General features: G+C 60.3%; 21 protein-coding genes, 4 tRNA genes and 1 pseudogene. 12 read left to right on the plus strand and 14 right to left on the minus strand.

Features of this window, described 5'->3' with window-relative positions; all coding sequences use genetic code 11:
• Positions 1–26: 26 nt before the first annotated feature.
• Positions 27–545: a DUF2062 domain-containing protein gene (locus CRO59_RS16420; RefSeq protein WP_097088476.1), complete on the plus strand. Its 519-nt coding sequence runs from the start codon at positions 27–29 to the stop codon at positions 543–545.
• Between the two features lie 140 nt (positions 546–685).
• Here CRO59_RS16420 and CRO59_RS16425 read toward each other — a convergent pair whose 3' ends face one another.
• The 4 genes from CRO59_RS16425 to CRO59_RS16440 form a co-directional block, all read right to left on the minus strand.
• Positions 686–1465 carry an ABC transporter permease gene (locus tag CRO59_RS16425; protein WP_027612336.1) on the minus strand — a complete coding sequence of 260 codons (780 nt, stop codon included), beginning with the start codon at positions 1463–1465 and terminating at the stop codon, positions 686–688.
• Positions 1462–2394, minus strand: coding sequence for an ABC transporter ATP-binding protein (locus tag CRO59_RS16430; RefSeq protein WP_027612335.1), 933 nt, complete (start codon positions 2392–2394; stop codon positions 1462–1464). The genes CRO59_RS16425 and CRO59_RS16430 overlap by 4 nt, the downstream gene beginning before the upstream one ends.
• A 133-nt stretch (positions 2395–2527) precedes the next feature.
• The gene (locus CRO59_RS16435; RefSeq protein ID WP_096794868.1) at positions 2528–3151 is read right to left on the minus strand and encodes a glutathione S-transferase family protein; all 624 of its coding nucleotides are present in this window, start codon (positions 3149–3151) and stop codon (positions 2528–2530) included.
• A gap of 43 nt (positions 3152–3194) precedes the next feature.
• Positions 3195–3854 (minus strand): transglutaminase family protein, encoded by a 660-nt coding sequence (locus tag CRO59_RS16440; protein WP_097088478.1) that lies wholly within the window; start codon positions 3852–3854, stop codon positions 3195–3197.
• 248 nt (positions 3855–4102) lie between these two features.
• On the opposite strand from CRO59_RS16440, the gene CRO59_RS16445 reads away from it, so the two are divergent.
• Together CRO59_RS16445 and CRO59_RS16450 are read left to right on the plus strand one after the other, a co-directional pair.
• Positions 4103–6550 carry an acyl-CoA dehydrogenase gene (locus CRO59_RS16445; protein WP_097088480.1) on the plus strand — a complete coding sequence of 816 codons (2448 nt, stop codon included), beginning with the start codon at positions 4103–4105 and terminating at the stop codon, positions 6548–6550.
• An 89-nt stretch (positions 6551–6639) separates the two neighbouring features.
• Positions 6640–7047: a PA2817 family protein gene (locus CRO59_RS16450; protein ID WP_007967565.1), complete on the plus strand. Its 408-nt coding sequence runs from the start codon at positions 6640–6642 to the stop codon at positions 7045–7047.
• Between the two features lie 64 nt (positions 7048–7111).
• Here the strand turns inward: CRO59_RS16450 and CRO59_RS16455 are convergent, their stop codons facing one another.
• Positions 7112–8110, minus strand: coding sequence for a LysR family transcriptional regulator (locus tag CRO59_RS16455; protein ID WP_027612331.1), 999 nt, complete (start codon positions 8108–8110; stop codon positions 7112–7114).
• 90 nt (positions 8111–8200) lie between these two features.
• Between CRO59_RS16455 and CRO59_RS16460 the strand changes: the two genes are divergently transcribed.
• From CRO59_RS16460 to CRO59_RS16475, 4 genes are all read left to right on the plus strand, one after another.
• Positions 8201–8827, plus strand: a complete 627-nt coding sequence (locus CRO59_RS16460; protein ID WP_097088482.1) for a hypothetical protein — start codon at positions 8201–8203, stop codon at positions 8825–8827.
• Between the two features lie 91 nt (positions 8828–8918).
• Complete coding sequence (locus CRO59_RS16465; protein WP_047600411.1) at positions 8919–9689, plus strand: 2OG-Fe(II) oxygenase; 771 nt, start codon at positions 8919–8921, stop codon at positions 9687–9689.
• A gap of 1 nt (position 9690) precedes the next feature.
• Entirely contained in the window at positions 9691–10329 is a 639-nt protein-coding gene (locus tag CRO59_RS16470; RefSeq protein WP_097088484.1) for a LysE family translocator, read from the plus strand.
• A gap of 200 nt (positions 10330–10529) precedes the next feature.
• A complete protein-coding gene (locus tag CRO59_RS16475) occupies positions 10530–12269 on the plus strand; it encodes a dipeptidase (RefSeq protein WP_027612327.1) in 1740 nt (579 codons plus the stop codon).
• Positions 12270–12400: 131 nt separating this feature from the next.
• Here the strand turns inward: CRO59_RS16475 and CRO59_RS16480 are convergent.
• From CRO59_RS16480 to CRO59_RS16495, 4 genes are all read right to left on the minus strand, one after another.
• Positions 12401–12476: transfer RNA gene (locus CRO59_RS16480), tRNA-Gly, on the minus strand.
• Between the two features lie 2 nt (positions 12477–12478).
• Positions 12479–12554, minus strand: a tRNA-Glu gene (locus CRO59_RS16485).
• Between the two features lie 55 nt (positions 12555–12609).
• Positions 12610–12685, minus strand: a tRNA-Gly gene (locus CRO59_RS16490).
• Positions 12686–12687: 2 nt separating this feature from the next.
• Positions 12688–12763, minus strand: a tRNA-Glu gene (locus CRO59_RS16495).
• A gap of 384 nt (positions 12764–13147) precedes the next feature.
• On the opposite strand from CRO59_RS16495, the gene CRO59_RS16500 reads away from it, so the two are divergent.
• On the plus strand, positions 13148–13906 hold the full coding sequence (locus CRO59_RS16500; protein WP_171061878.1) for a hypothetical protein: 759 nt from the start codon (positions 13148–13150) through the stop codon (positions 13904–13906).
• A gap of 736 nt (positions 13907–14642) precedes the next feature.
• Here CRO59_RS16500 and CRO59_RS29295 read toward each other — a convergent pair.
• The 4 genes and pseudogenes from CRO59_RS29295 to CRO59_RS16515 form a co-directional block, all read right to left on the minus strand.
• Complete coding sequence (locus CRO59_RS29295; RefSeq protein ID WP_371917821.1) at positions 14643–15524, minus strand: methyl-accepting chemotaxis protein; 882 nt, start codon at positions 15522–15524, stop codon at positions 14643–14645.
• A gap of 27 nt (positions 15525–15551) precedes the next feature.
• Positions 15552–16610 (minus strand): annotated as a pseudogene (locus CRO59_RS29300) (methyl-accepting chemotaxis protein); the annotation flags it as partial.
• 108 nt (positions 16611–16718) lie between these two features.
• Positions 16719–18071, minus strand: a complete 1353-nt coding sequence (locus CRO59_RS16510; protein WP_027612324.1) for a PLP-dependent aminotransferase family protein — start codon at positions 18069–18071, stop codon at positions 16719–16721.
• 191 nt (positions 18072–18262) lie between these two features.
• Entirely contained in the window at positions 18263–19024 is a 762-nt protein-coding gene (locus tag CRO59_RS16515) for an SDR family oxidoreductase (RefSeq protein WP_027612323.1), read from the minus strand.
• 239 nt (positions 19025–19263) lie between these two features.
• On the opposite strand from CRO59_RS16515, the gene CRO59_RS16520 reads away from it, so the two are divergent.
• Positions 19264–20268 (plus strand): NADP-dependent oxidoreductase, encoded by a 1005-nt coding sequence (locus CRO59_RS16520; protein ID WP_027612322.1) that lies wholly within the window; start codon positions 19264–19266, stop codon positions 20266–20268.
• A 126-nt stretch (positions 20269–20394) separates the two neighbouring features.
• On the opposite strand, the gene pyrF is transcribed toward CRO59_RS16520, so the two are convergent.
• Entirely contained in the window at positions 20395–21093 is a 699-nt protein-coding gene (gene pyrF, locus CRO59_RS16525; RefSeq protein WP_007968913.1) for an orotidine-5'-phosphate decarboxylase, read from the minus strand.
• A gap of 283 nt (positions 21094–21376) precedes the next feature.
• Here pyrF and CRO59_RS16530 point away from each other — a divergent pair, with 283 nt between their 5' ends.
• The 3 genes from CRO59_RS16530 (at position 21377) to xopAW (ending at position 24269) form a co-directional block, all read left to right on the plus strand.
• Positions 21377–22138: a response regulator gene (locus CRO59_RS16530; protein WP_371260451.1), complete on the plus strand. Its 762-nt coding sequence runs from the start codon at positions 21377–21379 to the stop codon at positions 22136–22138.
• Complete coding sequence (locus tag CRO59_RS16535; RefSeq protein ID WP_097088488.1) at positions 22138–23187, plus strand: HAMP domain-containing sensor histidine kinase; 1050 nt, start codon at positions 22138–22140, stop codon at positions 23185–23187. The genes CRO59_RS16530 and CRO59_RS16535 overlap by 1 nt, the downstream gene beginning before the upstream one ends.
• A gap of 233 nt (positions 23188–23420) precedes the next feature.
• Positions 23421–24269, plus strand: coding sequence for an EF-hand domain-containing protein (gene xopAW / locus CRO59_RS16540; RefSeq protein ID WP_097088489.1), 849 nt, complete (start codon positions 23421–23423; stop codon positions 24267–24269).
• Positions 24270–24605: the final 336 nt, after the last annotated feature.

Raw genomic sequence — 24605 nt, forward strand, 5'->3', positions numbered from 1 at the left:
GCCGCCTTAACCGACCGAGAAGCCTTATGCCCCGGCGCTTATTCAAACGTTACATGCCCGATCCGACGAGCATCAGGGAACACAAATCCTTACGCTTTCTCGGCAAGTTGCTGCATGACCCGAACCTCTGGCACCTCAATCGGCATTCGGTGGCCCGGGCGATGGCCGTCGGCCTGTTCGCCGCGTTCCTGCCGATTCCGGCGCAGATGCTGGTGGCGGCGGCACTGGCGATCACCGTGCGCGGCAACATGCCGATTGCCGTCAGCCTCGTGTGGCTGACCAACCCGATCACCATGCCGGCGGTGTTTTTCTGTACTTATCAGGCCGGAGCCTGGTTGATGAATGTGCCCGCCCGCACCCTGCCCGATTCGTTGACCTGGGAATGGATCAGCGGAGAGTTGTCGACCATGTGGCAGCCGTTTTTGCTCGGGTCGGTGGTATGCGGGCTGCTACTCGGCATCCTCGCCTACTTCACGGTGATGCTGTACTGGCGCTGGTGGGTGGCGCGGCAATGGGCGCGGCGCAAGAAAAGCCGCAAGTCTTGAATGCAAAACGGCCTCCGCAGTGGAGGCCGTTTTTTTGTAGCGTCTGAATAGGCCCCATCGCGAGCAGGCTCACTCCTACATAGGAACGCGCCCTTCTGTAGGAGTGAGCCTGCTCGCGATGGCAGCGACGCGGTTTCGGATCAGGTCCGCATCCCGCGCCCACTCACCAGCAACCGCGCACAACCGAGGTACAACACCACCGTCGCCACCAGCATGAAGGTGATTGCGATACCGATGCGGATATCCGATACGCCAAGAATGCCGTAACGGAAGGCATTGACCATATGCAGCACCGGGTTGGCCAGCGACACGGTCTGCCAGAACGGCGGCAGCAAGGTGATCGAGTAGAACACGCCACCGAGGTAAGTCAGCGGGGTTAGCACAAACGTCGGGATGATCGAGATGTCATCGAAGTTGCGCGCAAACACAGCGTTGATGAAGCCGAGCAGCGAGAAGATCGTCGCGGTCAGCACCACCACAAGGATGGTCACGCCCAGGTGATGCACCTGCAGATGAGTGAAGAACAACGACAGGATGGTCACGATCACCCCGACCATCAAGCCACGCAGCACGCCGCCAATGGTGAAGCCGATCAGAATCGTGTGCGGCGACACCGGCGAGACCATCAGTTCCTCGATGGAACGCTGGAACTTGCTGCCGAAGAAGCTCGAGACCACGTTGCCGTAGGAGTTGGTGATCACCGACATCATAATCAGCCCCGGCACGATGTACTCCATGTAACTGAAGCCACCCATGCCGCCAATCTGCTTGCCGATCAGGTTACCGAAGATCACGAAGTACAGAACCATGGTGATCGCCGGCGGCAGCAGGGTCTGCGGCCAGATCCGCGTGAAGCGTTTGACCTCGCGATAAACGATGGTCTGGAGGGCGACGAGGTTGGGGCGGAACTCGGAACTCATACCGCCACCTTCGACAGATTCTTCTCTACCAGAGACACGAACAGCTCCTCGAGGCGATTGGTTTTGTTACGCAGGCTCAGCACTTCGATGTTCTGCTGCGCCAATTGAGTGAACAGCGCGGTGATGCCCATGGATTTGTCGACCTGGACTTCCAGGGTATGGCCGTCGAGCAACCGGGCGGGATAGCCGATCAATTGCGGCGCGGCGTGCAAGTCGTTTTTCAGATCCAGCAGGAAGGTCTCGACGTGCAACTGGCCCAGCAACTGTTTCATGCTGGTGTTCTCGACAATGGTGCCGTGGTCGATGATGCCGATGTTGCGGCACAGCTGCTCAGCCTCTTCCAGATAGTGCGTGGTGAGGATGATGGTGATGCCTTTCTGGTTCAGCTCGGTGAGGAACGTCCACATCGAGCGACGCAGTTCGATGTCGACGCCAGCGGTCGGCTCATCAAGGATCAGCAGGCGCGGCTCATGCACCAGGGCGCGAGCAATCATCAGTCGGCGTTTCATGCCGCCGGACAGCGAACGCGACGGCACATCGCGCTTGTCCCACAGGCCGAGCTGGGTCAGGTACTGCTCGGCGCGTTCCTTGGCGATCTTCGCCGGGATGCCGTAGTAACCGGCCTGGGTCACGACGATGTCGAAAGTCTTTTCGAACTGGTTGAAGTTGAATTCCTGGGGCACCACACCGATCGAGCGCTTGAGCGCGGCGGGGTTCTTGTCCAGGTCATGACCGAAGATATTCACCGTGCCGCTGGTCTTGTTGACCAGGGTCGAGAGAATGCCGATGGTCGTGGATTTGCCGGCGCCGTTGGGGCCGAGCAAGGCGAAAAAGTCACCTTCGGCGACGTCCAGATCGATACCACTCAAGGCCTGGAACCCGTTGCCGTAGGTTTTGGTTAGCTGCCGGATGGACAGAGCGGAACTCATATCGGATTTACGCACCAAGAAGGGAAGAAAAGGAAAGATTGGGCCGGGCGGCAAACAAAACAACCACGGCGCATGAGCGCAATGGTGCTTGCCGCCGCCACACAAGTACAGTCAAGAGTGTCGATAGTTATTATCAAGTCAACGCGGTCATGACTGCTTTCTGATAAGCCGGACGCTGCTTCAACCGTGCATACCAAGCCTGCAGATGCGGCTGCGCGGCACGTTCGATGGGCATCTCGAACCAGGCATAAATGAAACTGCCCAGCGGAATATCGCCCATGCCGATTTCGCTGCCGGACAGATATGGCTGGCTGGCGAGGGCCTGATCGGCCATGGCCAGTAGCGCGGTGCATTCCTTGATTGCGGCGTTGATCGCCGGCCAGTCCTGCTGGTCCGCTGGGGTACGCAACACGCCCCAGAACACGGTGCGGAACGGCCCGGCAAAACTCGAGGTGGTCCAGTCCATCCACTTGTCCGCGATGGCCCGGGCTTGCAGGTCTGCCGGATACCAGGCGCTGTTCGGCGCATGTTTGGCCAGCAGGTAACGGACGATCGCATTCGATTCCCACAGCACGAAGCCGTCATCCTCGATCACCGGCACCCGGCCGTTCGGGTTCATCGCCCGGTATTCAGGCGTGTCGACCACACCAAAGGCGCCACCGGCGTCAATCGCCTCGTAGGCCAGGCCCAGCTCTTCGGCGGCCCACAGTGGCTTCCTGACATTCGATGAGTTTTTCCGTCCCCAGATCTTCAGCATGACCGCCTCTTTTCCAATGCGTGGGCAGGCAGCATACGCCGGATCAGACCCGACTCAAATCACTCTGCATATCGCCCAAGACCTTCGCCTGATGTTCGCCGAACAGATGCGGGTAGCACTTTTCCAGGTGTTCGAAAAAGAATCGCTCCGGCACATCGGCGAACTGGCCGTGATCGACCAGATATTCCATCAGCAGCGCGCCGTCACGGTTGTACGGGTGGAAAACGCTGTCGTTGATCCCGTCAAAGTCCAACGGTGCGACGTTGAACAGCTCACAAAGTTGCTGATTGAAGGCCGGCGTGGCTTTGACCCAGCGCTCGTTGAGAAACAGCTCGGTGTAGCCGTGCATGGCAAACACATCGCTGCGCAGCAGTTCCAGCAGACGCGGGGTCGACAGGTGATTCTTGACGTCGGCCAGACCGATGCGTGCGGGAATGCCGCAATGCCGTGCGCACCCGGCCAGCAATGTGGCCTTGGGCACGCAATAGCTTTCCCCGGTGGCCAGCGCATAGCTGCCGCACAGGGTTTGCGGGTCGAGGCTGAAGGTATACGGGTTGTAGCGCACCGCTTCACGCACGGCGTAATAGAGACTGATCGCCTGCGCGAGCGGGTCGCGGCTGGCACCACGCTGTTGTTCGGCGAACTCCACCACCGCCGGGTGGTCACTATCGATGAAGCGGCCGGGGCTCAGATACTCGCGCATGACGATGTTCTCCTGGGTGAGCCCCGAGTCTAGCGACAGCTCAAGCACAGAGATAACGACGTTTCGGCCAAACATGCACGCAAAGACGCGGGAACGGCGAACGATTTCCTACGGGTGTTGCCCACCGAACCTACGAAAACCATCCGGGGTTTCCCACGAGTTCAATCACCATGTTCTGACCACCCCGTTTTACAGATGCCGTCTAAGCTCTGGAGGGTCGGTTTGCCTTGGTTCACGGAGGATTACATATGCTGTTGTTGTGGATACTGGTTCTGATCGTCGGTGTGGCGTATCTCGCCCACCGCCGCATCGCCCCCCTGCCCGCGTTGGGTATCGTCGCCGTATACCTGCTGGCGATGGGCATTTTCAGCCATGCCCCGGGCTGGTTGCTGCTGGTGTTGTGGATCGTGCTTGCTGTGGTGGCCGCGCCGTTGTTGCTGCCTGACCTGCGCCGCAAACACTTCACCGCGCCGCTGTTCAACTGGTTCCAGAAAACCCTGCCGCCGATGTCGCAGACCGAACGCGACGCGATCGATGCCGGTACCGTGTGGTGGGACGGTGAGCTGTTCAGCGGGCGTCCGGACTGGGACAAGTTGCTGTCCTACCCGAAAGCGCAACTGAGCGAAGAGGAACAGGCCTTTATCGACGGCCCCACCGAAGAACTCTGCGCGATGGTCACTGACTGGCAGATCGGCCAGTCGATGGACCTGCCGCCAGAAGCCTGGAGCCACATCAAGGAACACGGCTTCTTCGCCCTGATCATTCCCAAGGAATTCGGCGGCAAGGGCTTTTCCGCCTACGCCCACTCGCAAGTAGCAATGAAACTCGCGACCCGCAGTGGCGACCTCGCCTCCACCGTGATGGTGCCCAACTCCCTCGGCCCGGCCGAACTGCTGCTGCACTACGGCACCGATGAGCAACGCAATCATTACCTGCCGCGGCTGGCCCGTGGCGACGACATTCCGTGCTTCGCCCTTACCGGCCCGCTGGCTGGCTCTGATGCTGGCGCCATGCCGGACACCGGGATCATCTGCAAAGGTGAATGGGAAGGCCAGGAAGTCATCGGTCTGCGCCTGAACTGGGAAAAGCGCTACATCACCCTCGGCCCGGTCGCGACCCTGCTCGGTCTGGCCTTCAAAGCCTATGACCCGGAGCATCTGCTGGGCGACAAGGAAGATCTCGGTATCAGTCTGGCGCTGATCCCCACCGATACACCGGGTGTGGAAATCGGCCGTCGCCACCTGCCACTGGGTGCCGCATTCATGAACGGCCCGAACTCGGGCAAAGACGTGTTCATCCCGCTGGACTACCTCATCGGCGGCCAGGACATGCTCGGCAAGGGCTGGATGATGCTGATGAACTGTCTGTCGGTCGGCCGTTCGATTTCGCTGCCGGCAGTCGGCACTGGCGCGGCCAAATTCACCAGTCTGGTGACCGGTCAGTACGCGCAGATTCGTGAACAGTTCAACGTCCCGCTGTCGGCCTTCGAAGGCATTCAGGAAGCCATGGCGCGCATCGGCGGCAACGCCTGGATGATGGACGCCGCACGCATGCTCACCGCCAACGCGGTGGATCTGGGCGAGAAACCGTCGGTGCTGTCGGCGATCCTCAAGTATCACCTGACCGAACGCGGCCGCGAGTGCATCACCCACGCCATGGATGTGCACGGTGGCAAGGCGATCATCATGGGGCCGAACAACTACCTCGGGCGCAGCTGGAACGGCGCGCCGATCTTCATCACCGTGGAAGGCGCGAACATCCTCTCGCGCAACCTGATGATCTTCGGTCAGGGCGCCATTCGCTGCCATCCGTTCGTCCTCAAGGAAATGGCCCTCGCCGGCCGCGAAGACAAAGAACAGGCATTGAAAGAATTCGATGGCCTGCTGCTCAAGCACATCGGTTTTGCCGTCGGCAATGCCGCCAGCACCCTGGTGCTGAACCTGGGCTTCGGCCACTTCGAACATGCACCCGGGGACAGGATCAGTCAGGGCTACTTTCGCGCACTCAATCGGCAGGCAGCGGCATTTGCCATGCTGGCCGATTTCAGCATGATGTTGCTGGGTGGCGAACTGAAGCGTCGCGAGCGCCTGTCCGCACGTCTTGGCGATGTGTTGAGCAACCTGTATCTGGCCTCCGCTGCGCTCAAGCGTTATCACGACCTGGATTCGCCGGCGCATATGGAGCCGCTGTTCCGCTGGGCCATGGAAGAAAGCCTCGGCCAGTCGGAACGGGCGCTGGATGAGCTGCTGAGCAACTTCCCGAACAAAGTGTTTGGCTGCCTGCTGCGAGTGATCGTTTTCCCGTTCGGCCGTCGCCATAAAGGCCCGTCGGACAAGCTCGGCGCCGAAGTGGCAGCGGTGATCGGTCGTGCCAAAGGCGATCCGACCCTCGAAGAACTGCTCGCCGGCTGCTATCGCCCGCAGTCCGTCGACGATGCCGTCGGTGCCCTGCAACACGCCAGCGATCTGCTGAATGCCGCCCAACCGCTGCACAAAAAACTGCACACCTCGCTCAAGAGCGGTCAGGTCAAACCGGTGGCTGGCGAACACGCCATCGACGCCGCACTGGAGGCCGGGGTGTTGCAACCGCAGGAAGCACAGACCCTGCGCGATGCCGAAGCGGCACGGCGCAAGGTGATCGACGTCGATGATTTCGACAAGGAAGAGCTGAAGCAGGCTGAGGGCAAAGTCCGCTGATGCCGACGACCGTGTAGCTGTTTATTTGTGAAAAACGGGCACGAGAGCTTTATACTCCCGCGCCCGTTTTGCTCTTGAGGACTTATCTCGTGTCCAACGTCGTTGCCGATCATCTGGTTTTGCTCGACCATCTGCGCAGTATCCTGGTCGCCGTAGGTGAGGCCGAACAGGTTCCCGAAGAAAGCCATGCCTTGTTCCTGGAGCGCTTTGACGAACTGCTGGCGTCCCTGCCGATCGATCCGATCGAAAGCCAGTACCTGGGCCAGGACATCCTGACCCAAGTGATTACCCGTTACCCGCAAATAGCCCACCTGATTCCACGGGATCTGCTGTGGTTCTTCGCTGGTGACTGCCTGCACTACCTGTCCGATGAAGAAATCGACCTGTATCAGGCACTGGAAGAACGTCGCTACGAGGCCGAACAGAACGACGAACCGTTCGACTGGAATCAGGAAAAACAGTTGCTGGCGATGTCTGCTCAGGACAGCAAGCACTGATTTTCTGCCCGGTTGAGAAAAGGCCCGCATGGTGATCCATGCGGGCCTTTTTATTGTTCGGCGTTTACAACAATCCTTCGCTTTCGGGCAACTCGTAGGCCAGCGCCAGATTATTCGGCGCCCCCGCCTTCCCCGGCTTGCTCAACGTCGGCTCCTTCTCCAGGCACTCCACCAGATAATCGATGAATACCCGCAGCTTCGGCGGCAGGTAGCGCGTGGGCGAATGCAGCAACCACAGACCACCGTGGTAGGAAGCGAGGAACGTCCACTCCGGCAACACCTGCACGATCAACTTCTGCTCAAGCGCATAACGCGCGGTGAAGTACGGCAGGCTGCCAATACCAATGTGCTGCAACACTGCCCCGAGCCGCACGCCCGTATGGTTGGCGGCATAACGGCCACGTACGCCGACGGTCACCGCTTTGCTGCCCTTCTTGAATTTCCAGCGTGCATCGCTCGGGGTTTCCCCCAGATAGATGCAACTGTGATTGAGCAGATCGTGCGGATGCGTCGGCGTGCCATGTTCGGCCAAGTATTGCGGGGTGGCGCAGAGCAAATGGTCGATGGTCAGCAACTGCCGTCCGACCAGACCGGCCGGCGGACGGTCAGTGATACGAATCGCCAGGTCGACATGATCGTCAATCAAATCAACCTGGCGGTCTTCCAGCAGCAACTCGACATCGACTTTCGGATAACGCCGCAGAAACTCAGGCATGTGCGGATGAATCACGAAACGCCCGACCGCTTTCGGCACACTGACCCGCACCAGCCCTTCCGCCTCGTGGGTGAACTGCCCACTGATCTCCATCACCGATTTGGCGGCGCTGACCATCTCCTGACAGCGCTTGAACACTTCCTCGCCACCGTCACTCAAGCGCAGTTTGCGCGTAGTGCGCTGCAACAAACGCGTGGCCAAGGCCTTTTCCAGGCGGGAAATGCTGCGACTGATCGCCGACGGCGACGAGCCCAACTGGCGGGCCGCCTCGGAAAAACTGCCGGTCTCCACGACCTTGACGAAGATCGCCATTTCACCGAGCAGCGGCAGCGGAAGATTGATGCTCACAGCGCACAAGTCCTTTGATGTTTGAACGGATTATCACGTTATTGCACGATTCATATAATAAAAACAGACACTTTAATAAGGGCATGGAATATGACGCTTCGCCTCTTTTTCCATAGTGATGACCTCAAGGCTAATGTGGAAGTCCTCGACTGCACGCCCCACGAGAACGAATTTGCCGTGGTGCTGCGCGCCACGTTGTTTCATCCGCAAGGCGGTGGTCAGCCTTGTGACACCGGCATGATCGGCGAAAGCCAGGTGCTGCGCGTGGTGCAGGAGCCTGACCGGATCGTGCATTACGTCGATCGTCCGGTAAAACCCGGCATGACCTGTATTCATGTGGATGAACAACGTCGCCGCTACAACACCCGCATGCACTCGGCCGGGCACCTGATCGGGCATTTCGTGCAGGCCATGGGCTGGACGCCGATCAAGGCGCACCACTGGCCGGACGAGGGCCGAGTGCAATTCAAGCCGGGCGATGCCGCTCAGGAAGTCGACGCGCCAACCGTTCAACACGGTATCAGTCAGTGGATCGAACACGATCTGCCGCGCCTGACCTCACTGCGCGAAGGCGCGCGGGAAATCGGTTTTGGCGAGCTGCCGGCCTATGGCTGCGGTGGCACCCATGTACGCAGCCTGAAGGATTTGGGCGCAGTCACGATCGCCTCGCTTTCGCAGAAGAAAGGCACGTTATCCGTCCACTACAGCGTGGATTAAGCTTCTCGGGCGCTGCTCCGCGCAGCGTCCGACGCCGGGGGAACCGCACTCGCCGGTTCCGTTGACTATCGATAGATGGACCTAAAAAACAATGATGCTAGACGTCGAGCGTCTCGATGAGACGTGCATAAAAAAACTGGCCAACGAAGAAGTCCTCGCCATCCGCGTCAAAGGCTTCTTGCCCGAGCCGCTGGCGATCGAGATTGGCGACAAGATTCTTGCACCGGGCTTTGAGGGCTACATCAACGCGCCGAGTATCGGCCGGATCGGCATGGCGTTTTACGAGGCGGAAAACCAGCCGTTGCTGATCGAGGACTACTTCGAGCGCGCCACCCGCAACATCGCCGAACTGCGCGAGCGCTGTGCGCCCTATTCCTCGCCGGTCGACACCCTGCGCTGCATGCTCGACGAGTCGTGGCCGGCCGGCGCGCATCTGGAAAACCTCTATGGCCGCAAGATGTATGTCGGCCTGTCGCGGGTGGTCAAACCCGGCGTGTGCTTCCTCGCCCACCACGACATTTTCGCCAAGGACGCCCCGGACAGCTTTCAGGCCCGCAGCCTGGAGGCGCAGTTCGCCTGCAACGTGTACCTGAACATGCCGACCGAGGGCGGCGCACTGCAGATGTGGGACGACGACATCACCCCGGATCAGTTCGACCAGATGCGTGGCGACAGTTACGGCATCGACCCGGCGCTGCTCGGCCCACCGACCCTGGAAGTGCGGCCTGAGCCGGGCGATTTCATCATGTTCAATTCGCGCTGCATGCACTCGGTGACCCCGGGCGTGGCGGATCCGCGTCTGAGCCTTTCGTTCTTTGTCGGCTATCGCGGCAATGCTTCACCCCTGACCTTCTGGAGCTGAGATGTTATCGAACTACCTGGGCGAGTTTCTGGCGCTGGCCACCATTCACTTTCTGGCCGTGGTCGCTCCCGGCCCGGACTTTGCCGTGACCATTCGCCAAAGCGTGCGCTTCGGCCGACTGGTGGGCATCTGCACCGCACTGGGCATCGGCGCCGGCATTTCCGTTCACGTTCTCTACACCTTGCTCGGCGTTGGCGCCCTGATGCACACCACGCCGTGGTTGCTGACGGTGGCCAAGGTGATCGGTGGCGCATACATCTTTTACCTCGGCATCAGCCTGATCCGCAGTAAACCGAAGACCACGCTCGAAGGCGAAAAAAGCGCTGACGAACCGCTGGTCGAGCAGTCGCTGTTCAAGGCGTTCAGCACCGGTTTTCTGACCAATGCCACCAACCCCAAGGCCACGCTGTTCTTCCTGGCGATTTTCACCACGATCATCAGCGCCAGCACCCCACTGGAAATTCAGGCGCTGTATGGGGTGTGGATGTGCTTCGTCAATGCGCTGTGGTTCGTGATCGTCGCGCTGTTTTTTTCCAGCAGCCGGGTGCGGACCCTGTTCATGCGCATGGGCCATTGGTTCGAGCGCAGCATGGGCGTGATCCTGATTCTGTTCGCCGGCAGGCTGGTGCTGTCGATGTAAACGCTGCGCCCAAAGACAAGGCCCGATCAGTTGCACACTGCTCGGGCCTTTTTCGTTTGTGCGCCGCTTTTGCATTTCTGTGCGACGGATCCCACTTCAGGGACTCCCCTTCAACACCTTCGTGGTGTTAGTTTGGAAAAGATTTGTTTCAACTTTCAAACACTTCCCTCTCAACTGCCTGCAAAGGAATGCCCACCGCAATGAATTTTTCTCTCAAGCGACTGGCCGCTACCAGCCTGATCCTGGCCAGCTTTTCTGCGTTCACCCTGCCCGCGCAGGCCAACATCACTCCGCAACAGAGCGCAGCCATTCTCAAGAGTTTCGATGAGGCGAGCCTCACCGACTTCCGCCAGTTTCTGGGTGCCGTAGGCAAGAGCGACCTGGGTAAAACCGACAACCTCGGCCCGGCGATCAACGCCTTTCTCGACAACAAGACCCCGAGCGCGGAACAGCAGAACGAGATCTACCGCCTGCTGGGCATCTACACCCGCGCCAAGTACGGCAAAGCCGCCCTGGAAACCCTGCGCGAACTGGTGGAAATCCCGACCTTCCAGAAAGAAGGCGTGGCCCAGCACGACAATCCGGAGTTCATCAAGATCGCCGAAAAGATCAAGAACCTGGCCGAATCGTTCAACCTGAAGTTCCGCAACGTCGACAACCGCGTCTATGAAATCTCCCTCGACGGCAGCGGCGACGAAGTCGTGGGCATTCACGCGCATGCCGACGTGGTGCCGGTCACCCCGGAAAACTGGGTGCTGAAGGACGGCACCAAACTCGACCCGTTCAAAGTCACGCTGATCGGCGACCGCATGTACGGTCGCGGCACCGAGGACGACAAGAACGGCATCGTCGTCGCGATGTACGCGATGAAAGTGATCAAGGAAGAAAAGCTGCCGCTGGCACGCAACTTCAAACTGCTGGTGGACACCACCGAAGAAACCACCGGCGACGCGATCCCGTATTACTTCGAACACAACCCGACGCCGAACTACAACATGGCGCTGGACGGTGGCTACCCGGTGGTCATTGCCGAGAAAGGCTACGGCACGGTCATGGCCAGTTTCCCGCTGCGCAAGGCTGAAGGCAGCGGCGCAGAAATCATATCGATGACCGGCGGCCTGGCAACCAACCAGATTCCATCGGTTTCGGTGGCGACACTCGTCACCGACAAGCCTGAGCAACTGGCTGCGAGTCTGCAGAAAGCCGGCAGCGAATACGCGAAAAAACACGGTGGTGACTTCGAAGTCGCGGCCAAGGTTGACGGCAAAGACGTCAAGCTGAGTGTCACCGGTGTGTCCGCGCATTCCTCCGAACCCGAGTCCGGCGTCAACCCGGTCGCGCGAATGCTCGACTTCATCAACAGCCTCGACGGCAAGGTGGCGCTCAAGCACAACCAGATCACCGACGCTGCACGCTATGCGTCCACCAACTGGGGCCTGGATTATCTGGGTAAAAAACTCGGCGTGGGCTTCTCCGATTCGTTCATGGGTCCGCTGACGACCTCGCTGACCTACGTCGGCGTGGACGACAAAGCCTTCAAACTGGCAGTCAACCTGCGCGTGCCAAAGGGTAAATCGCCAGAAGTGCTGAAGAAGCAAATCGCTGACAAACTGGCGGCCTGGAGCAAGAAATCCCACGTTGCCGTGGACTTCACTTACTCGATCGCCGAACCGATGTACCGCAATCCGGAAGGCGAATGGGTCAAGGCACTGTTGGCGGTGGCCACTGAAAACCTCGGCATGAAGCACGAGTTCGGCACGTCTGCCGGCGCGACCTCAGTGCATGAACTGCCGAACGGCGTGCAATTCGGCCTGGCCCGCCCTGAAGTCAAATACACCGGGCATACCGATGGCGAGTTCAAGACGGTTGACCAGTTCCTGCTCGACCTGCAGATCGTCACTGAGATGATGGGCCGTGTCGGCCAGCTACCGAAGCTCTGATAAGGCATGGGCCCGTGATTCAGCGGGCCTGACGTGAAAACAAAAAAGGACCCGAAGGTCCTTTTTTGTTGCGCGCTGAATGCTGCACAAACAAAAACGCCGATCATCACTGATCGGCGTTTTTGTGAAATTGGAGCGGGAAACGAGACTCGAACTCGCGACCCCGACCTTGGCAAGGTCGTGCTCTACCAACTGAGCTATTCCCGCAATGGCGTCCCCTAGGGGACTCGAACCCCTGTTACCGCCGTGAAAGGGCGGTGTCCTAGGCCACTAGACGAAGGGGACAGGCTACAACTTTCACTAATAAAAACGCCGCTCACTGAGCGGCGCTTTTAGAATTTGGAGCGGGAAACGAGACTCGAACTCGCGACCCCGACCTTGGCAAGGTCGTGCTCTACCAACTGAGCTATTCCCGCATTGGCGTCCCCTAGGGGACTCGAACCCCTGTTACCGCCGTGAAAGGGCGGTGTCCTAGGCCACTAGACGAAGGGGACACGCTACAACATTCACTCCCTGCCGCGTTTCGCTGTGTGCTTTACGCTGCAAGTGGCGCGCATTCTATGGATGGTTTGAGAGGTCGTCAACCCCCGAATATAAATTTATTTAAATCAATGACTTCGACCTGCTTTACGGGAGCATTCGGGCTTTTCCGTCGCCCGACGATTGACGCCTATATTCCGCCACCCGCCAAGGCGTTATAGTCCGCAACACAATGATGGCAATCTGCGCACCTTGCGCCAGCATTCATATAAGCAGTGGGCAGCCGATATAGACAGAAGCTGCTGAATCAACTCGTCGAGCGGCGCTGGGCGCCTGAATGTCCAGCCACTACACTCGCATGCGAACCCTATAAAGAGGTCTTACCGGTGACACCACTCATGATCACCCTGCTAGTCATAGCCGGGATCGCAATTCTGATCGCCATTGGCTACATGAACCATGTGGTGGAAAACAACAAACTGGAGAAGGCCCGCACCAAAGTCGAACTCAACGACCGCCTGCGCCGCTGCGGTGAGCTGACCGAAACCTTCCCCGGCCAGTTCATGACCCCGGCACTCAAGCTGCTGCTGACCCGTCTGGAGCTGAACGTCTGCCAGCGCCTGCTGAACCTGGAAAAAACCAGCGCCACGACCAAGGCACGGATCACCGAACTCAGCGCACTGGTGGCCCAAGGCGAATCGATCCCGGTCAACAACCCGCCGGCACCGATCCTGACCGAAGCCAAAGCCAAGGACGTCCGCTTCCTGCTCGAAGCCTTGCACGGCCAGATCACCCGCGCCGCCCATGACGGCTTCCTGCCACCGAACGAAGCCAAACACTGGATCAAGGAAGTCCGCCACATCCTGGTCCTGCTGCACATCGAATTCTTCAACAACCTCGGCCAACAATCCCTGCAACAAAACCAACCCGGCCAGGCCCGCCTCGCCTTCGAACGCGGCGTGCAATACCTGCGCAAACAGCAAGACCCGCAGATGTACTCGGAACAACTGCAATACCTGGAAAAACTCCTGGCCCGCGCCAATGCCCAGGTCATGGACAAGATTGCCCCGGTTGAAGGCGAAGTGAACCAGTTGACCGAAGGCCTCAAAGAAGTCGAAGCCGATGCGGACTGGAAGAAGAAAGTGATTTACGACTGATGGTCGAGAGTTAAGAGAAGCCACCGAGAGGTGGCTTTTTTGTGGGGGGTGGGCTGACTGCCATTGCGAACATTCAGTTAGAGATTGGTTGGCAGTAAGGCCGCCTTCGCGAGCAAGCCCGCTCCCACAGTGGGCATGAGTTTATTCAGTTGGAGATTGGTCGGCTGTCAGGCCGCCATCGCTGGCAAGCCAGCTCCCACAGTTGGAATGGGGGCGCTCAGTTGGAGACTGGTCGGCTGTCAGGCCGCCATCGCTGGCAAGCCAGCTCCCACAGTGGGATAGGGTGAGTGAGTTAGAAAACTGGTCGGCTGTCAGGCCGCCTTCGCGAGCAGGCTCACTCCTACAGAAGAGCGAGATAGTGCACCGCTTCGCTCTTCACCACTCAAATGGCCGAGTGTCAGCTCGCCGAAAGCTCTTGATCTTGCCGTGCCGGCCCCTTCGGCAGGCTGAGTGGAGGGGTTCATCCGGGGGTGGGAGCGCAGCGACCGTTTGGCGAAGCCAAACACATCGAGAGGAGGTGCAGCGAAGCAAACCGGAGGCGATGCCCCCGGATGAATCCCGCAGCGAAGGAACCCGAGCCTAAGCGAGGGCCGAACGCTGGGGCCAAGCGTTTTGGTTACTTTTGGGCGTCTGCAAAAGTGACTCGCCGTAAGGGCGAAACCGCCAGCCGCAGCCCCCGAAGCAACGGATATTCACCCAAAACCCCCAGAACCTGGTCGGCCCAGAGGCCGCCAAGTCAAAGCCGAAAATGCCCAACCATCCCCTTGAGCTCCCCTCCCAACCGCGCCAGCTCAACACTCGAAACCGCATTCCCCCGCATCGCCATCGAAGACTGATCCGCACTCGCACGAATACTCGTCACACTGCGATTGATCTCCTCAGCCACCGAACTCTGCTCCTCGGCCGCCGCCGCAATCTGCTGATTCATCTGCTGAATCAACGAAACCGCCGCCGCAATACTGCCCAGCGCACTCTCGGTCTGCAGCGCATCACTGACCGCCAGCTTCACCAAGTCACCACTGCTCTGAATCTGCTGCACCGACGAATGCGCCGCCGAACGCAACGCACTGACCAGACGCTCGATCTCCTCGGTGGATTGTTGTGTACGCCGCGCCAACGCGCGAACCTCATCAGCCACCACCGCAAAGCCCCTGCCCTGTTCCCCGGCCCGCGCCGCCTCGATCGCGGCGTTGAGCGCCAGCAGATTGGTCTGCTCGGCAACGCTCTTGATCACATCCAGCACCGTACCGATGTTCTGGATCTGCGCACTGAGGCTTTCGATGCTCGAACTGGCTGATGTCGCCGAATCCGCCAGTTGCTCGATCCGCACCATGCTCTGGCGCACCACCTGCTGCCCGCTCTCGACCTTGGCATCCGCCGTTTGTGCGGCCAGCGCGGCCTCCTCGGCGTTACGTGCCACATCATGCACGGTGGCGGTCATCTGGTTCATGGCCGTGGCCACTTGCTCGGTCTCTTCCTTCTGGCTGTTGACCTCAAGGTTGGTCTGCTCGGTTACCGCCGACAGCGATTGCGCGGAACTGGCCAACTGCTCGATGCCCGCCTGCAAACCGCTGACGATCGTGCTCAGCCCAGTGCCCATCTGCTGCATTGCCAGCATCAGTTGCCCGATCTCATCACGCCGGGTGACCTCCACCCTCGCACCCAAATCCCCCGCCGCAATCTGTTGCGCCACCCGCATCACACTGCGCAACGGCGCGACAATCAACCGGGTGATGACCCACGCGGCAATCAGCCCGACCAGCAATGCCAGCGCCGAAGAACCGATGATCAACACCGAGTTTTTCTTCAATTCCGCCTGCATCGCGCCGTCCTCGGCGCCATACGCCTGATCCACGCGCTCCATCACCTGCGCCGCACGCTGGTGCAACTGTTCGTAGACGGTTTTTTCCTGGGCCAGCAGGCCGGTGTACTCGGCGAGCTTGTCGTTGAAACCGGCGATGTGCCCGGACACTTCATTGAGTACCGTCAGATAGCCCTCATCCTTGACCGTGGTCTTCAACTGCTCGGCCTGAGCCTGCGCCTGGGCGGCCTGCTCGATATTGCCCTTGCCGGCACTCTCGGCATCGCCCTTGCGGCTCTGATCCAGACGAACCCGCGCCTCGTTCATCGCCTGCAACATCAGCCGCGACACCTGGCTGACCTGGCTGGCCTGTTCGATGAACTGTGCGCCGTCCTTGCCCTCGCTGTCCTTCAAGGTATACGCGCCATCATCGGCCAGCCCGGCTTGCAGCACGTCCAGGTTGTTGGCCACGCTGGACACCGACCAACTGGCCATTTCCAGCGCCAGATCCTTGGCCTGGGTCAGCGAGACAAACTCATCGAAAGCCTTGCGATAAGCGCCCAGTGCCTGTTCGACATCGCTCATCACCGCCACGTTGGCCGGGGACTGCGCCTTGAGTTGCGCGGCCTGGGCCAGCAAACCGTCTACGCCTTCGTGCAAGGCATCGACGGTTTTCGGATTGCTGTGCAGCGCATAGTCCTGCTCCAGCAGCCGCACCTTGAGCAGTGCACTGTTGAGCGACGACATCTGCTTCAGTCCATCGAAGCGCTGACTGATGGTCTGCAGGGACCAGACACCAATGGCAGCCACCAGCGCAGTCAACAGCAGCACCAGCACGAACCCGATACCCAGTTTCTTCGCCATACCGAGGTTGGCAAAACGTCCTTGCACGGCGGAAATCATTGCGCGTAGTCCCCTGCCAAAGTCTGTTGCCGAAGATTCGCAACGGCCATGGAGCAGCACAAGTCTCTGGCGACGGAATAATGGCAAAAAGCTACGCACGCGTCGTTTTCAGAACGCTTGAGGTCGATTCACACCGGTACTGCGAAAAAACTGCCGGGCCCTCGGATCACAGGCATAGGCCACGTTGATCCGCTGCCACTCACTGGGTTCGCCACTCGGACTGAAGGCCCCCGGGTCGCAAAGGCTGACACCATTGCACTGCGCCTGACTGTGCAAGCGGCCAGTATCGCCCAGCGGGGCACGGGCCCAGATGAACAGGCCGCCACACGGCTTACCGAAAACCTCCCAGTCGGCGTCCTCCAGCGCCTGCAACGCGGCGACCCGATCGGTATTCAACCGTTGACGCTGGCGCTGGACCATTTTGCGATAGGCGCCATTGGCCAGAAGACTGGTCAGCACCGCCTCATTGAAACTCGAAGCGCCCATGCTACTGATCATCTTGATTCGCCCCAGCCGCGCTATCAGCGCTGGCTCGGCGTAGACAAACCCGACGCGCAGCGAGCTGCTCAGTGTCTTGGAAAAGCTGCCGACATAGATCACTCGCTCATCGAGTGCCGCCAGGCGTGTGCCATTGCCATTGTGCAGGTCGGCGTAGACATCGTCCTCGATCACTCGCACATCGTGAGCGTTGCACAACCGCAGGATCTGTTGGGCAACGCCAAGTGTCAGGCAAGAGCCGGTGGGATTGTGGTGGTGACTGTTGATGAACATCGCGACCGGCCGGAACTGCCGCAACAGTGCTTCCAGCGCCTGGGGATCCGGCCCGCTCGGCGTGCGGCGCACTTCCAGCAACTGCACGCCGTACAGGCGCAACAGCTCGAACAGCGGCGCATAGCCCGGGGTTTCGACGACAACGCAGTCACCGGCCTTCAACAATGTGCGCGCGAGCAGATCAAGCGCCTGGCTCGCACCGGAGGTCGTCAGCACCTGTTCATCCAGAGCCTCGACGCCGATCAGCCTGAGGCGTTTGACGATCTGCTCGCGTAACGCCGGCAGCCCCAGCGGGCTGCTGTAATTGAACAGACTCGCCATGTCGGTACGGGCCACCTGACGGATCGCATAACTCAGGTCGTCGGATTCACGCCAGCTCTGCGGCAAGCCTCCCTCGCCGAGTTTCAACCCGCTGTGTGCCTGCCCGCAGTCAATCCCGATCACCCCACGGCCCTGCGCGGCCACCATGAACCCGGCGCCCTGACGCGGGGCCAGAACGCCTTGCGCCACCAGCCGTTCGCAGGCCTCGGCCACACACGACTGACTCAGCAGATTGGAGCGCGCAATCTGCCTGACGGAGGGCAAACGCGTGCTCGGCGCCACACCGCTTCGCGAGATCCACTCAGTCATGCCATCAACAATCTGCTGTACGACCGGCACCATTGCCTGTCGGTCAATTCTCAATTCCATGAGCACGCAAACTCCTGTCCATTTTGCTGGCGGCAGTAAATCACAGCCGCGTCGCTCAGGCTGTGCGACAACGCCGTCAAAAGCAGCCGTTCTAACCGTTTGATACACATTGTTTAGCGGTTTAACGGAACTGGCGCCCAGCAACAGGAAAACCCGCACTGAGGCGGGTTCCAGAGTCTTGCCACTCGGCGTCAGAAAGCCGTGACGCCGCCATCCACGGCCAGGGAATGACCGGTGGTAAACGCCGCGCCATCGCTGCACAGATACAGCACGGCGCTGGCGATTTCCTCGACCTTGCCGATGCGCCCCACCGGGTGCATCGCGTTGGCGAATTCGCCTTTCTTCGGGTCAGCCTCGTAAGCGCGACGGAACATGTCGGTATCGATCACCGCCGGGCACACGGCGTTGACGCGGATTTTCTTCTTCGCGTATTCGATCGCCGCCGACTTGGTCAGGCCGATCACCGCGTGTTTCGACGCTGCATAAATGCTCATCTTCGGCGCCGCGCCAAGGCCCGCCACCGACGCGGTGTTGACGATCGCCCCGCCGCCCTGAGCGAGCAACAACGGCAACTGATACTTCATGCACAACCACACACCTTTGACGTTGACGCCCATGATCGCGTCGAACTCGTCCATCGAGCCGTCGGCCAGTTTGCCCTGCTCGATTTCGATCCCGGCATTGTTGAAGGCGTAGTCCAGGCGACCGTAGGTATTGATCACCTCGTCCATCAGATTTTTCACTTCGCTTTCGACGGTAACGTTGCAGCGTACGAAGGTCGCTTCGCCGCCGGCTGTACGAATCAGCGCCACGGTGCCTTCGCCCCCTGCCGTGTCCAGGTCGGCCACCACCACTTTCAAACCTTCGGCGGCGAACGCCTGGGCGGTCGCCCGGCCGATACCGTTGGCCGCTCCAGTGACTACGACCACTTGGCCGGAAAACGTCATGCTCATTGTTATGTCCTCGAAGGGAGAGATGCAGGAGGGATATGCAGACTCGCAGCATAGTCACCGGGGCCCGTCCCGAGTCAGCACTATCAGAAGGCTGTTTATGCCTTCATCCGTCGCAGTGATAAAAGCCTGTGGGCCACTATCACTGCACTGGATCATTGCGCATTCGCCACATCAGCCGACCTTGCAGCATTGGCCTCGAGGGTCTATCAACAAGGCTTCATTCAGTTCGAGTGCCTGCCATGACCAGTCAGACCAATCGCCAGTTCCTCCTCGCCAAACGCCCGGTGGGGGCTGCAACCCGTGAGACCTTCACCTACCAGGAAGTCCCGGTCGGCGAACCGGGCGCTGGTCAGATACTGGTGAAAAACCAATACCTGTCCCTCGACCCGGCCATGCGCGGTTGGATGAACGAGGGCAAGTCCTATATCCCGCCGGTAGAAATCGGTGAAGTCATGCGCGCCTTGGGCGTGGGCCAGGTCATCGCTTCGAACAACCCGGGCTTTGCCGTCGGCGACTACGTCAACGGCGCCCTCGGCGTGCAGGATTATTTCCTTGGCGAACCCAGAGGTTTCTACAAAGTCGATCCGAAACTGGCGCCGCTGCCGGTGTATCTGTCCGCGCTGGGTATGACCGGCATGACCGCTTACTTCGCCCTGCTCGACGTCGGCGCACCGAAGGCCGGCGACACCGTGGTATTGTCGGGAGCTGCCGGGGCAGTGGGCAGCATTGCCGGACAGATCGCCAAGATCAAAGGCTGCCGGGTCGTCGGCATCGCCGGTGGTGCCGACAAGTGCAAATACCTGATCGATGAACTGGGCTTCGACGGCGCTATCGATTACAAGCACGAAGACGTGCTGGCCGGACTCAAGCGTGAGTGCCCGAAAGGCGTTGATGTGTATTTCGATAACGTCGGCGGCGAGATCCTCGACGCTGTGCTCAGCCGTCTGGCGCCGAAAGCCCGGGTGGTGATCTGCGGCGCCATCAGCCAGTACAACAACAAGGAAGCGGTCAAAGGCCCGGCCAACTACCTGTCACTGCTGGTCAATCGTGCGCGCATGGAAGGCTTTGTGGTGATGGACTATGCCGCGCAGTACGCCGGTGCCGCGCAGGAAATGGCCGGCTGGATGGCCAAAGGGCAGCTCAAGAGCAAGGAAGACATCGTTGAAGGTCTGGAGACCTTTCCGGAGACGCTGATGAAACTGTTCAGCGGGGAGAATTTCGGCAAGTTGGTGCTGAAAATCTAAGACCACTCAGAAACCAATGTGGGAGCGAGCCTGCTCGCGAAAGCGGTGGATCAGTCGGCAAGGAATTCGACTGACACGCCCTATTCGCGAGCAGGCTCGCTCCCACATTTGGATCTTCGGTGTTGCTTAGGCGATTTCGGCCACGACCGAAGCCAGTGCCTTGGCCGGATCCGCCGCCTGACTGATCGGACGGCCGATCACCAGATAATCGGAACCGGCATCCAGCGCCTGACGCGGGGTCAGGATACGGCGCTGGTCATCTTGCGCACTGCCCGCCGGGCGAATCCCCGGGGTCACCAGTTGCAGCGACGGGTGCGCCGACTTCAGTGCGGTGGCTTCCAGCGCCGAGCACACCAGACCGTCCATCCCGGCCTTCTCGGCCAGCGCAGCCAGACGCAGCACTTGCTCCTGCGGTTCGATATCCAGACCGATACCGGCCAGATCCTCGCGCTCCATGCTGGTCAGCACGGTCACACCGATCAGCAGCGGTTGCGGGCCGCTGCGCTTGGAAAGCTCTTCACGGCAGGCCGCCATCATGCGCAGGCCACCGGAGCAATGCACGTTGACCATCCACACGCCCATCTCGGCCGCGGCTTTCACGGCCATCGCGGTGGTGTTGGGAATGTCGTGGAATTTCAGGTCGAGGAACACCTCGAAGCCTTTGTCACGCAAGGTGCCGACGATTTCCGCGGCGCAACTGGTGAACAGTTCCTTGCCCACTTTGACCCGGCACAGTTTCGGGTCCAACTGGTCGGCCAGCTTCAGTGCGGCGTCACGGGTGGGGAAATCCAGGGCGACGATGATAGGAGTCTGGCAGGCGGACATGGATGGGCTCTCAGGCAAGTCGAAATCGGCGCGCATTGTAGCGGAAGCGGCGCCAGCGCGGCACCCGATGATCGGTAAATCGTCGCCGCAAACGTGATCAGCATAGCGCTCGCGGCTATTGTGTCGAATCCGATACACAACCGACACGCCGCCAACAAGCGCCCGCGCTAGCCTCGCCAGCCGCAACACGTCCTTACATCAGCACTTCCCGCCTCACGGCAGGACGCCTATGCTGAAACCACCACCTCGCAGCCCATCTTTGTGGTTGGCGGCCTACTGGCAGATGAACAGCCCCATGCACAACACCCAGACCACCGTGACTGATGAGCAGAAAGACGACAAGCGCTGGAGCATCCGTGCGCTGATCGTCGATGACGATGTGCCGATCCGCGAGCTGATGATCGACTACCTCGCGCGTTTCAACATCCACGCCAGCGGCGTCACCGACGGCGCGGCCATGCGTCAGGCGATGCAGGCCGAGCATTTCGACGTGGTGGTGCTCGACCTGATGCTGCCCGGCGAAGACGGCCTGTCGCTGTGCCGCTGGCTGCGCGCCGAATCGGACATCCCGATCCTGATGCTCACCGCCCGCTGCGAACCCACCGACCGCATCATCGGCCTGGAACTGGGCGCCGACGACTACATGGCCAAACCGTTCGAGCCACGGGAGCTGGTGGCGCGGATCCAGACCATCCTGCGTCGGGTACGCGATGACCGTACCGAACAGCGCGCCAACATCCGCTTCGACAACTGGCGCTTGAACAGCGTGCTGCGGCAGTTGATCGCCGACGATGGCCTGGTAGTGCCGCTGTCCAACGCCGAATTCCGCCTGCTCTGGGTCTTCATCGAACGCCCGCGCCGCGTACTCAGCCGCGAACAACTGCTGGATGCCGCCCGTGGCCGGTCGATCGAAGCGTTCGACCGCAGCATCGATTTGCTGGTGTCGCGCCTGCGGCAAAAACTCGGCGACGACCCGAAAGCCCCGCAGTTGATCAAAACCGTGCGCGGTGAAGGTTACCTGTTCGACGCGCGAGACATCGGCTGATGCGAGCGCGCTTCGACACGCTGTTCGGCCGCCTGTTTGGCATGCTGTTCGTGGCGATCGTCCTGGCGCACCTGCTGGCCTTTGCCTGGTTTCATCACTATGGGCCACCCCCACCGCCACCCCCGCCGGAATTTGCCGCGGGCGTCGACGGTCAGCGGCCGCCGCCGGATCCACGTTTCGCCCATCGCCCGCCGCGTCCGTGGTTCGGCGGGCCGCTGGTGCCGCTGACTTTCCAGTTCATCTCGCTGATGATCGCTGCGTGGTACGGTGCCAAACTGCTCACCCGGCCGATCCAGCGCCTGAGCGACGCCGCCGAACGCCTCAGCGAAAACCTCGACAGCCCGCCGCTGGACGAATCCGGCCCGCGTGAAGCCCGACAAGCGGCGCACACCTTCAACCTGATGCAACAACGCATCCGCGAACAGGTGCAGCAGCGAGCACGCATGCTCGGCGCCGTCTCCCACGACCTGCGCACTCCGCTGTCGCGGTTGAAGCTGCGCCTGGAACAGATCGACGACGAAAAACTGCAAGGTCAGATGCGCCAGGACCTTAACGACATGATCGGCATGCTCGACGCCACTCTCACCTACCTGCACGAACAGCGCACCAGCGAAGCGTTGCAGTTGATGGACGTGCAGGCGCTGGTCGAATCGCTGTGCGAGAACGCTCAGGATCAAGGTGCAGACGTTGAAGTCAGCGGCCATTGCGCACCGCTGCAGGTGCAGCCGATGGCGCTGCGCTCGTGCATCAACAACCTGATGGACAACGCCCTGCGCTACGCCGGACAGGCACGCATCGAATTGCAGGATCAACGCGAGCAATTACTGATCCGCGTGATCGACCACGGCCCGGGGATTGCCGAAGACAAGCGCGAGGCGGTGTTCGAACCGTTCTTTCGCCTGGAAGGCTCGCGCAACCGCAACTCCGGCGGCGTCGGCCTGGGCATGACCATCGCCCGCGAGGCAGCGCAGCGTTTGGGTGGACAATTGAATCTGGAAGAAACCCCGGGTGGCGGCCTGACCGCAATCATCCGCCTGCCGCGCACTTAAAAAACACACCTATCCACCGTGGGAGCGGGCTTGCTCGCGAAAGCGGTGTGTCAGTCGACTTCTGTGTTGAATGATCGGCCGCCTTCGCGAGCAAGCCCGCTCCCACAGAGGATTTTTGGTATTCCCGCCACTGTGTACCACTCGGTACAAAGCCAAAACACCCAGGACATCTTGCCCCTTGAGTCTGCACAAGCCGGTACACCCACCGGTTTTACAGTCCAAGGAGTGAGCCCATGATCGGTAGCGTCAGCAACTACACGAGCTATACCAGCACCAGCAGCACCACCCAGAACGCCCGCAGCCAGCAATTGCAAAAGCAGCTGTTCGCCAAACTCGACAGCAACGGCGACGGCGCGGTGGATCAGGACGAACTGAAAAGTGCCCTGTCGCAGAAATCCGACGATGGCCTGCTGGTCAACCTGAGCAAACAATTCGGTGATCTGGACAGCGACGCCAGCGGCAGCCTCAGCATCGAAGAAATGACCGCCATGGCGCCCCCACCGCCACCGCAGGATCAAGCCCCCAACACCGATCTGGCCGACGCCCTGATCAGCGCCCTCGACGCCGATGGTGATGGCGCCATCAGCAGCGACGAACTGAGCAGCGGCCTGACCAGCGCCGGCAGCAGCGCCGACAGCAACCAAATCTTCTCGGCCCTGGACAAGAACAAGGACGGCACCGTCAGCCAGGAGGAACTCACCGCCAGCCTGACCCCGCCTCCACCTCCGCCGCCTCAGATTTCCAGTGATGAATTGTTCAGCCAACTGGATGCCGATGGTGACGGCAGCATCAGCGCGACCGAACTGAGCAGCGCGCTACAAACCAGTGACAACAGCTCAACGAACAGCACCGACACCAGCGCCGCGCTGCTCAAGGTACTCGACAGCGACAGCAGTGGCGGCGTGAGCAGCGATGAACTGAAAGCGGCGCTACAGGCAGGTCGGGAACACCCGCCCGAAGATCAGACCACCAGTACCCAGACCACCAGCGAAGCGCTGAACCGGATGATTGCCAACTTGAGCAAACAGTACTCGCTGGACAATGCTGCGTCGGTGGGCAAGTACCTGAATGTGGCGACTTGAGTTGATGGGGTGATGGGTGATCGTTTCCATGCAGCGGTGTGGGAACGGTCATTTGGGTACAGCGGGAAGAGAGTAGTTGGTTGAGAAGGCCTCATCGCCAGCAGGCTGGCTCCTACAGTTGGATGGAGTGCATTCAGTTGGAGATTGTTTGGTTATAAGGCCGCCTTCGCGAGCAAGCCCGCTCCCACAGTGGGAATGGGTTTATTCAGTTGGAAATTGGCCGGCTATAAGGCCGCCATGGCGAGCAGGCTCACTCCTCCAGAAGAGCGAGATAGTGCACCGCCTCGCTCTTCACCACTCAAATGGTCGAGTGTCAGCTCGCCGAAAGCTCTTGAT

It is taken from the genome of Pseudomonas sp. LAMO17WK12:I5, from assembly GCF_900215165.1.
Lineage (GTDB): Bacteria > Pseudomonadota > Gammaproteobacteria > Pseudomonadales > Pseudomonadaceae > Aquipseudomonas > Aquipseudomonas putida_A.

What these genes read in the sequence shown, in the direction of transcription:
- CRO59_RS16420 (WP_097088476.1), top strand. Translation starts at nt 27, where the DNA reads ATGCCCCGGCGCTTATTCAAACGTTACATGCCCGATCCGACGAGCATC.
- CRO59_RS16425 (WP_027612336.1), bottom strand. Translation starts at nt 1,465, where the DNA reads ATGAGTTCCGAGTTCCGCCCCAACCTCGTCGCCCTCCAGACCATCGTT.
- CRO59_RS16430 (WP_027612335.1), bottom strand. Translation starts at nt 2,394, where the DNA reads ATGAGTTCCGCTCTGTCCATCCGGCAGCTAACCAAAACCTACGGCAAC.
- CRO59_RS16435 (WP_096794868.1), bottom strand. Translation starts at nt 3,151, where the DNA reads ATGCTGAAGATCTGGGGACGGAAAAACTCATCGAATGTCAGGAAGCCA.
- CRO59_RS16440 (WP_097088478.1), bottom strand. Translation starts at nt 3,854, where the DNA reads ATGCGCGAGTATCTGAGCCCCGGCCGCTTCATCGATAGTGACCACCCG.
- CRO59_RS16445 (WP_097088480.1), top strand. Translation starts at nt 4,103, where the DNA reads ATGCTGTTGTTGTGGATACTGGTTCTGATCGTCGGTGTGGCGTATCTC.
- CRO59_RS16460 (WP_097088482.1), top strand. Translation starts at nt 8,201, where the DNA reads ATGACGCTTCGCCTCTTTTTCCATAGTGATGACCTCAAGGCTAATGTG.
- CRO59_RS16465 (WP_047600411.1), top strand. Translation starts at nt 8,919, where the DNA reads ATGATGCTAGACGTCGAGCGTCTCGATGAGACGTGCATAAAAAAACTG.
- CRO59_RS16470 (WP_097088484.1), top strand. Translation starts at nt 9,691, where the DNA reads ATGTTATCGAACTACCTGGGCGAGTTTCTGGCGCTGGCCACCATTCAC.
- CRO59_RS16475 (WP_027612327.1), top strand. Translation starts at nt 10,530, where the DNA reads ATGAATTTTTCTCTCAAGCGACTGGCCGCTACCAGCCTGATCCTGGCC.
- CRO59_RS16500 (WP_171061878.1), top strand. Translation starts at nt 13,148, where the DNA reads ATGATCACCCTGCTAGTCATAGCCGGGATCGCAATTCTGATCGCCATT.
- CRO59_RS29295 (WP_371917821.1), bottom strand. Translation starts at nt 15,524, where the DNA reads ATGCTGGCAATGCAGCAGATGGGCACTGGGCTGAGCACGATCGTCAGC.
- CRO59_RS16510 (WP_027612324.1), bottom strand. Translation starts at nt 18,071, where the DNA reads ATGGAATTGAGAATTGACCGACAGGCAATGGTGCCGGTCGTACAGCAG.
- CRO59_RS16515 (WP_027612323.1), bottom strand. Translation starts at nt 19,024, where the DNA reads ATGAGCATGACGTTTTCCGGCCAAGTGGTCGTAGTCACTGGAGCGGCC.
- CRO59_RS16520 (WP_027612322.1), top strand. Translation starts at nt 19,264, where the DNA reads ATGACCAGTCAGACCAATCGCCAGTTCCTCCTCGCCAAACGCCCGGTG.
- pyrF (WP_007968913.1), bottom strand. Translation starts at nt 21,093, where the DNA reads ATGTCCGCCTGCCAGACTCCTATCATCGTCGCCCTGGATTTCCCCACC.
- CRO59_RS16530 (WP_371260451.1), top strand. Translation starts at nt 21,377, where the DNA reads ATGAACAGCCCCATGCACAACACCCAGACCACCGTGACTGATGAGCAG.
- CRO59_RS16535 (WP_097088488.1), top strand. Translation starts at nt 22,138, where the DNA reads ATGCGAGCGCGCTTCGACACGCTGTTCGGCCGCCTGTTTGGCATGCTG.
- xopAW (WP_097088489.1), top strand. Translation starts at nt 23,421, where the DNA reads ATGATCGGTAGCGTCAGCAACTACACGAGCTATACCAGCACCAGCAGC.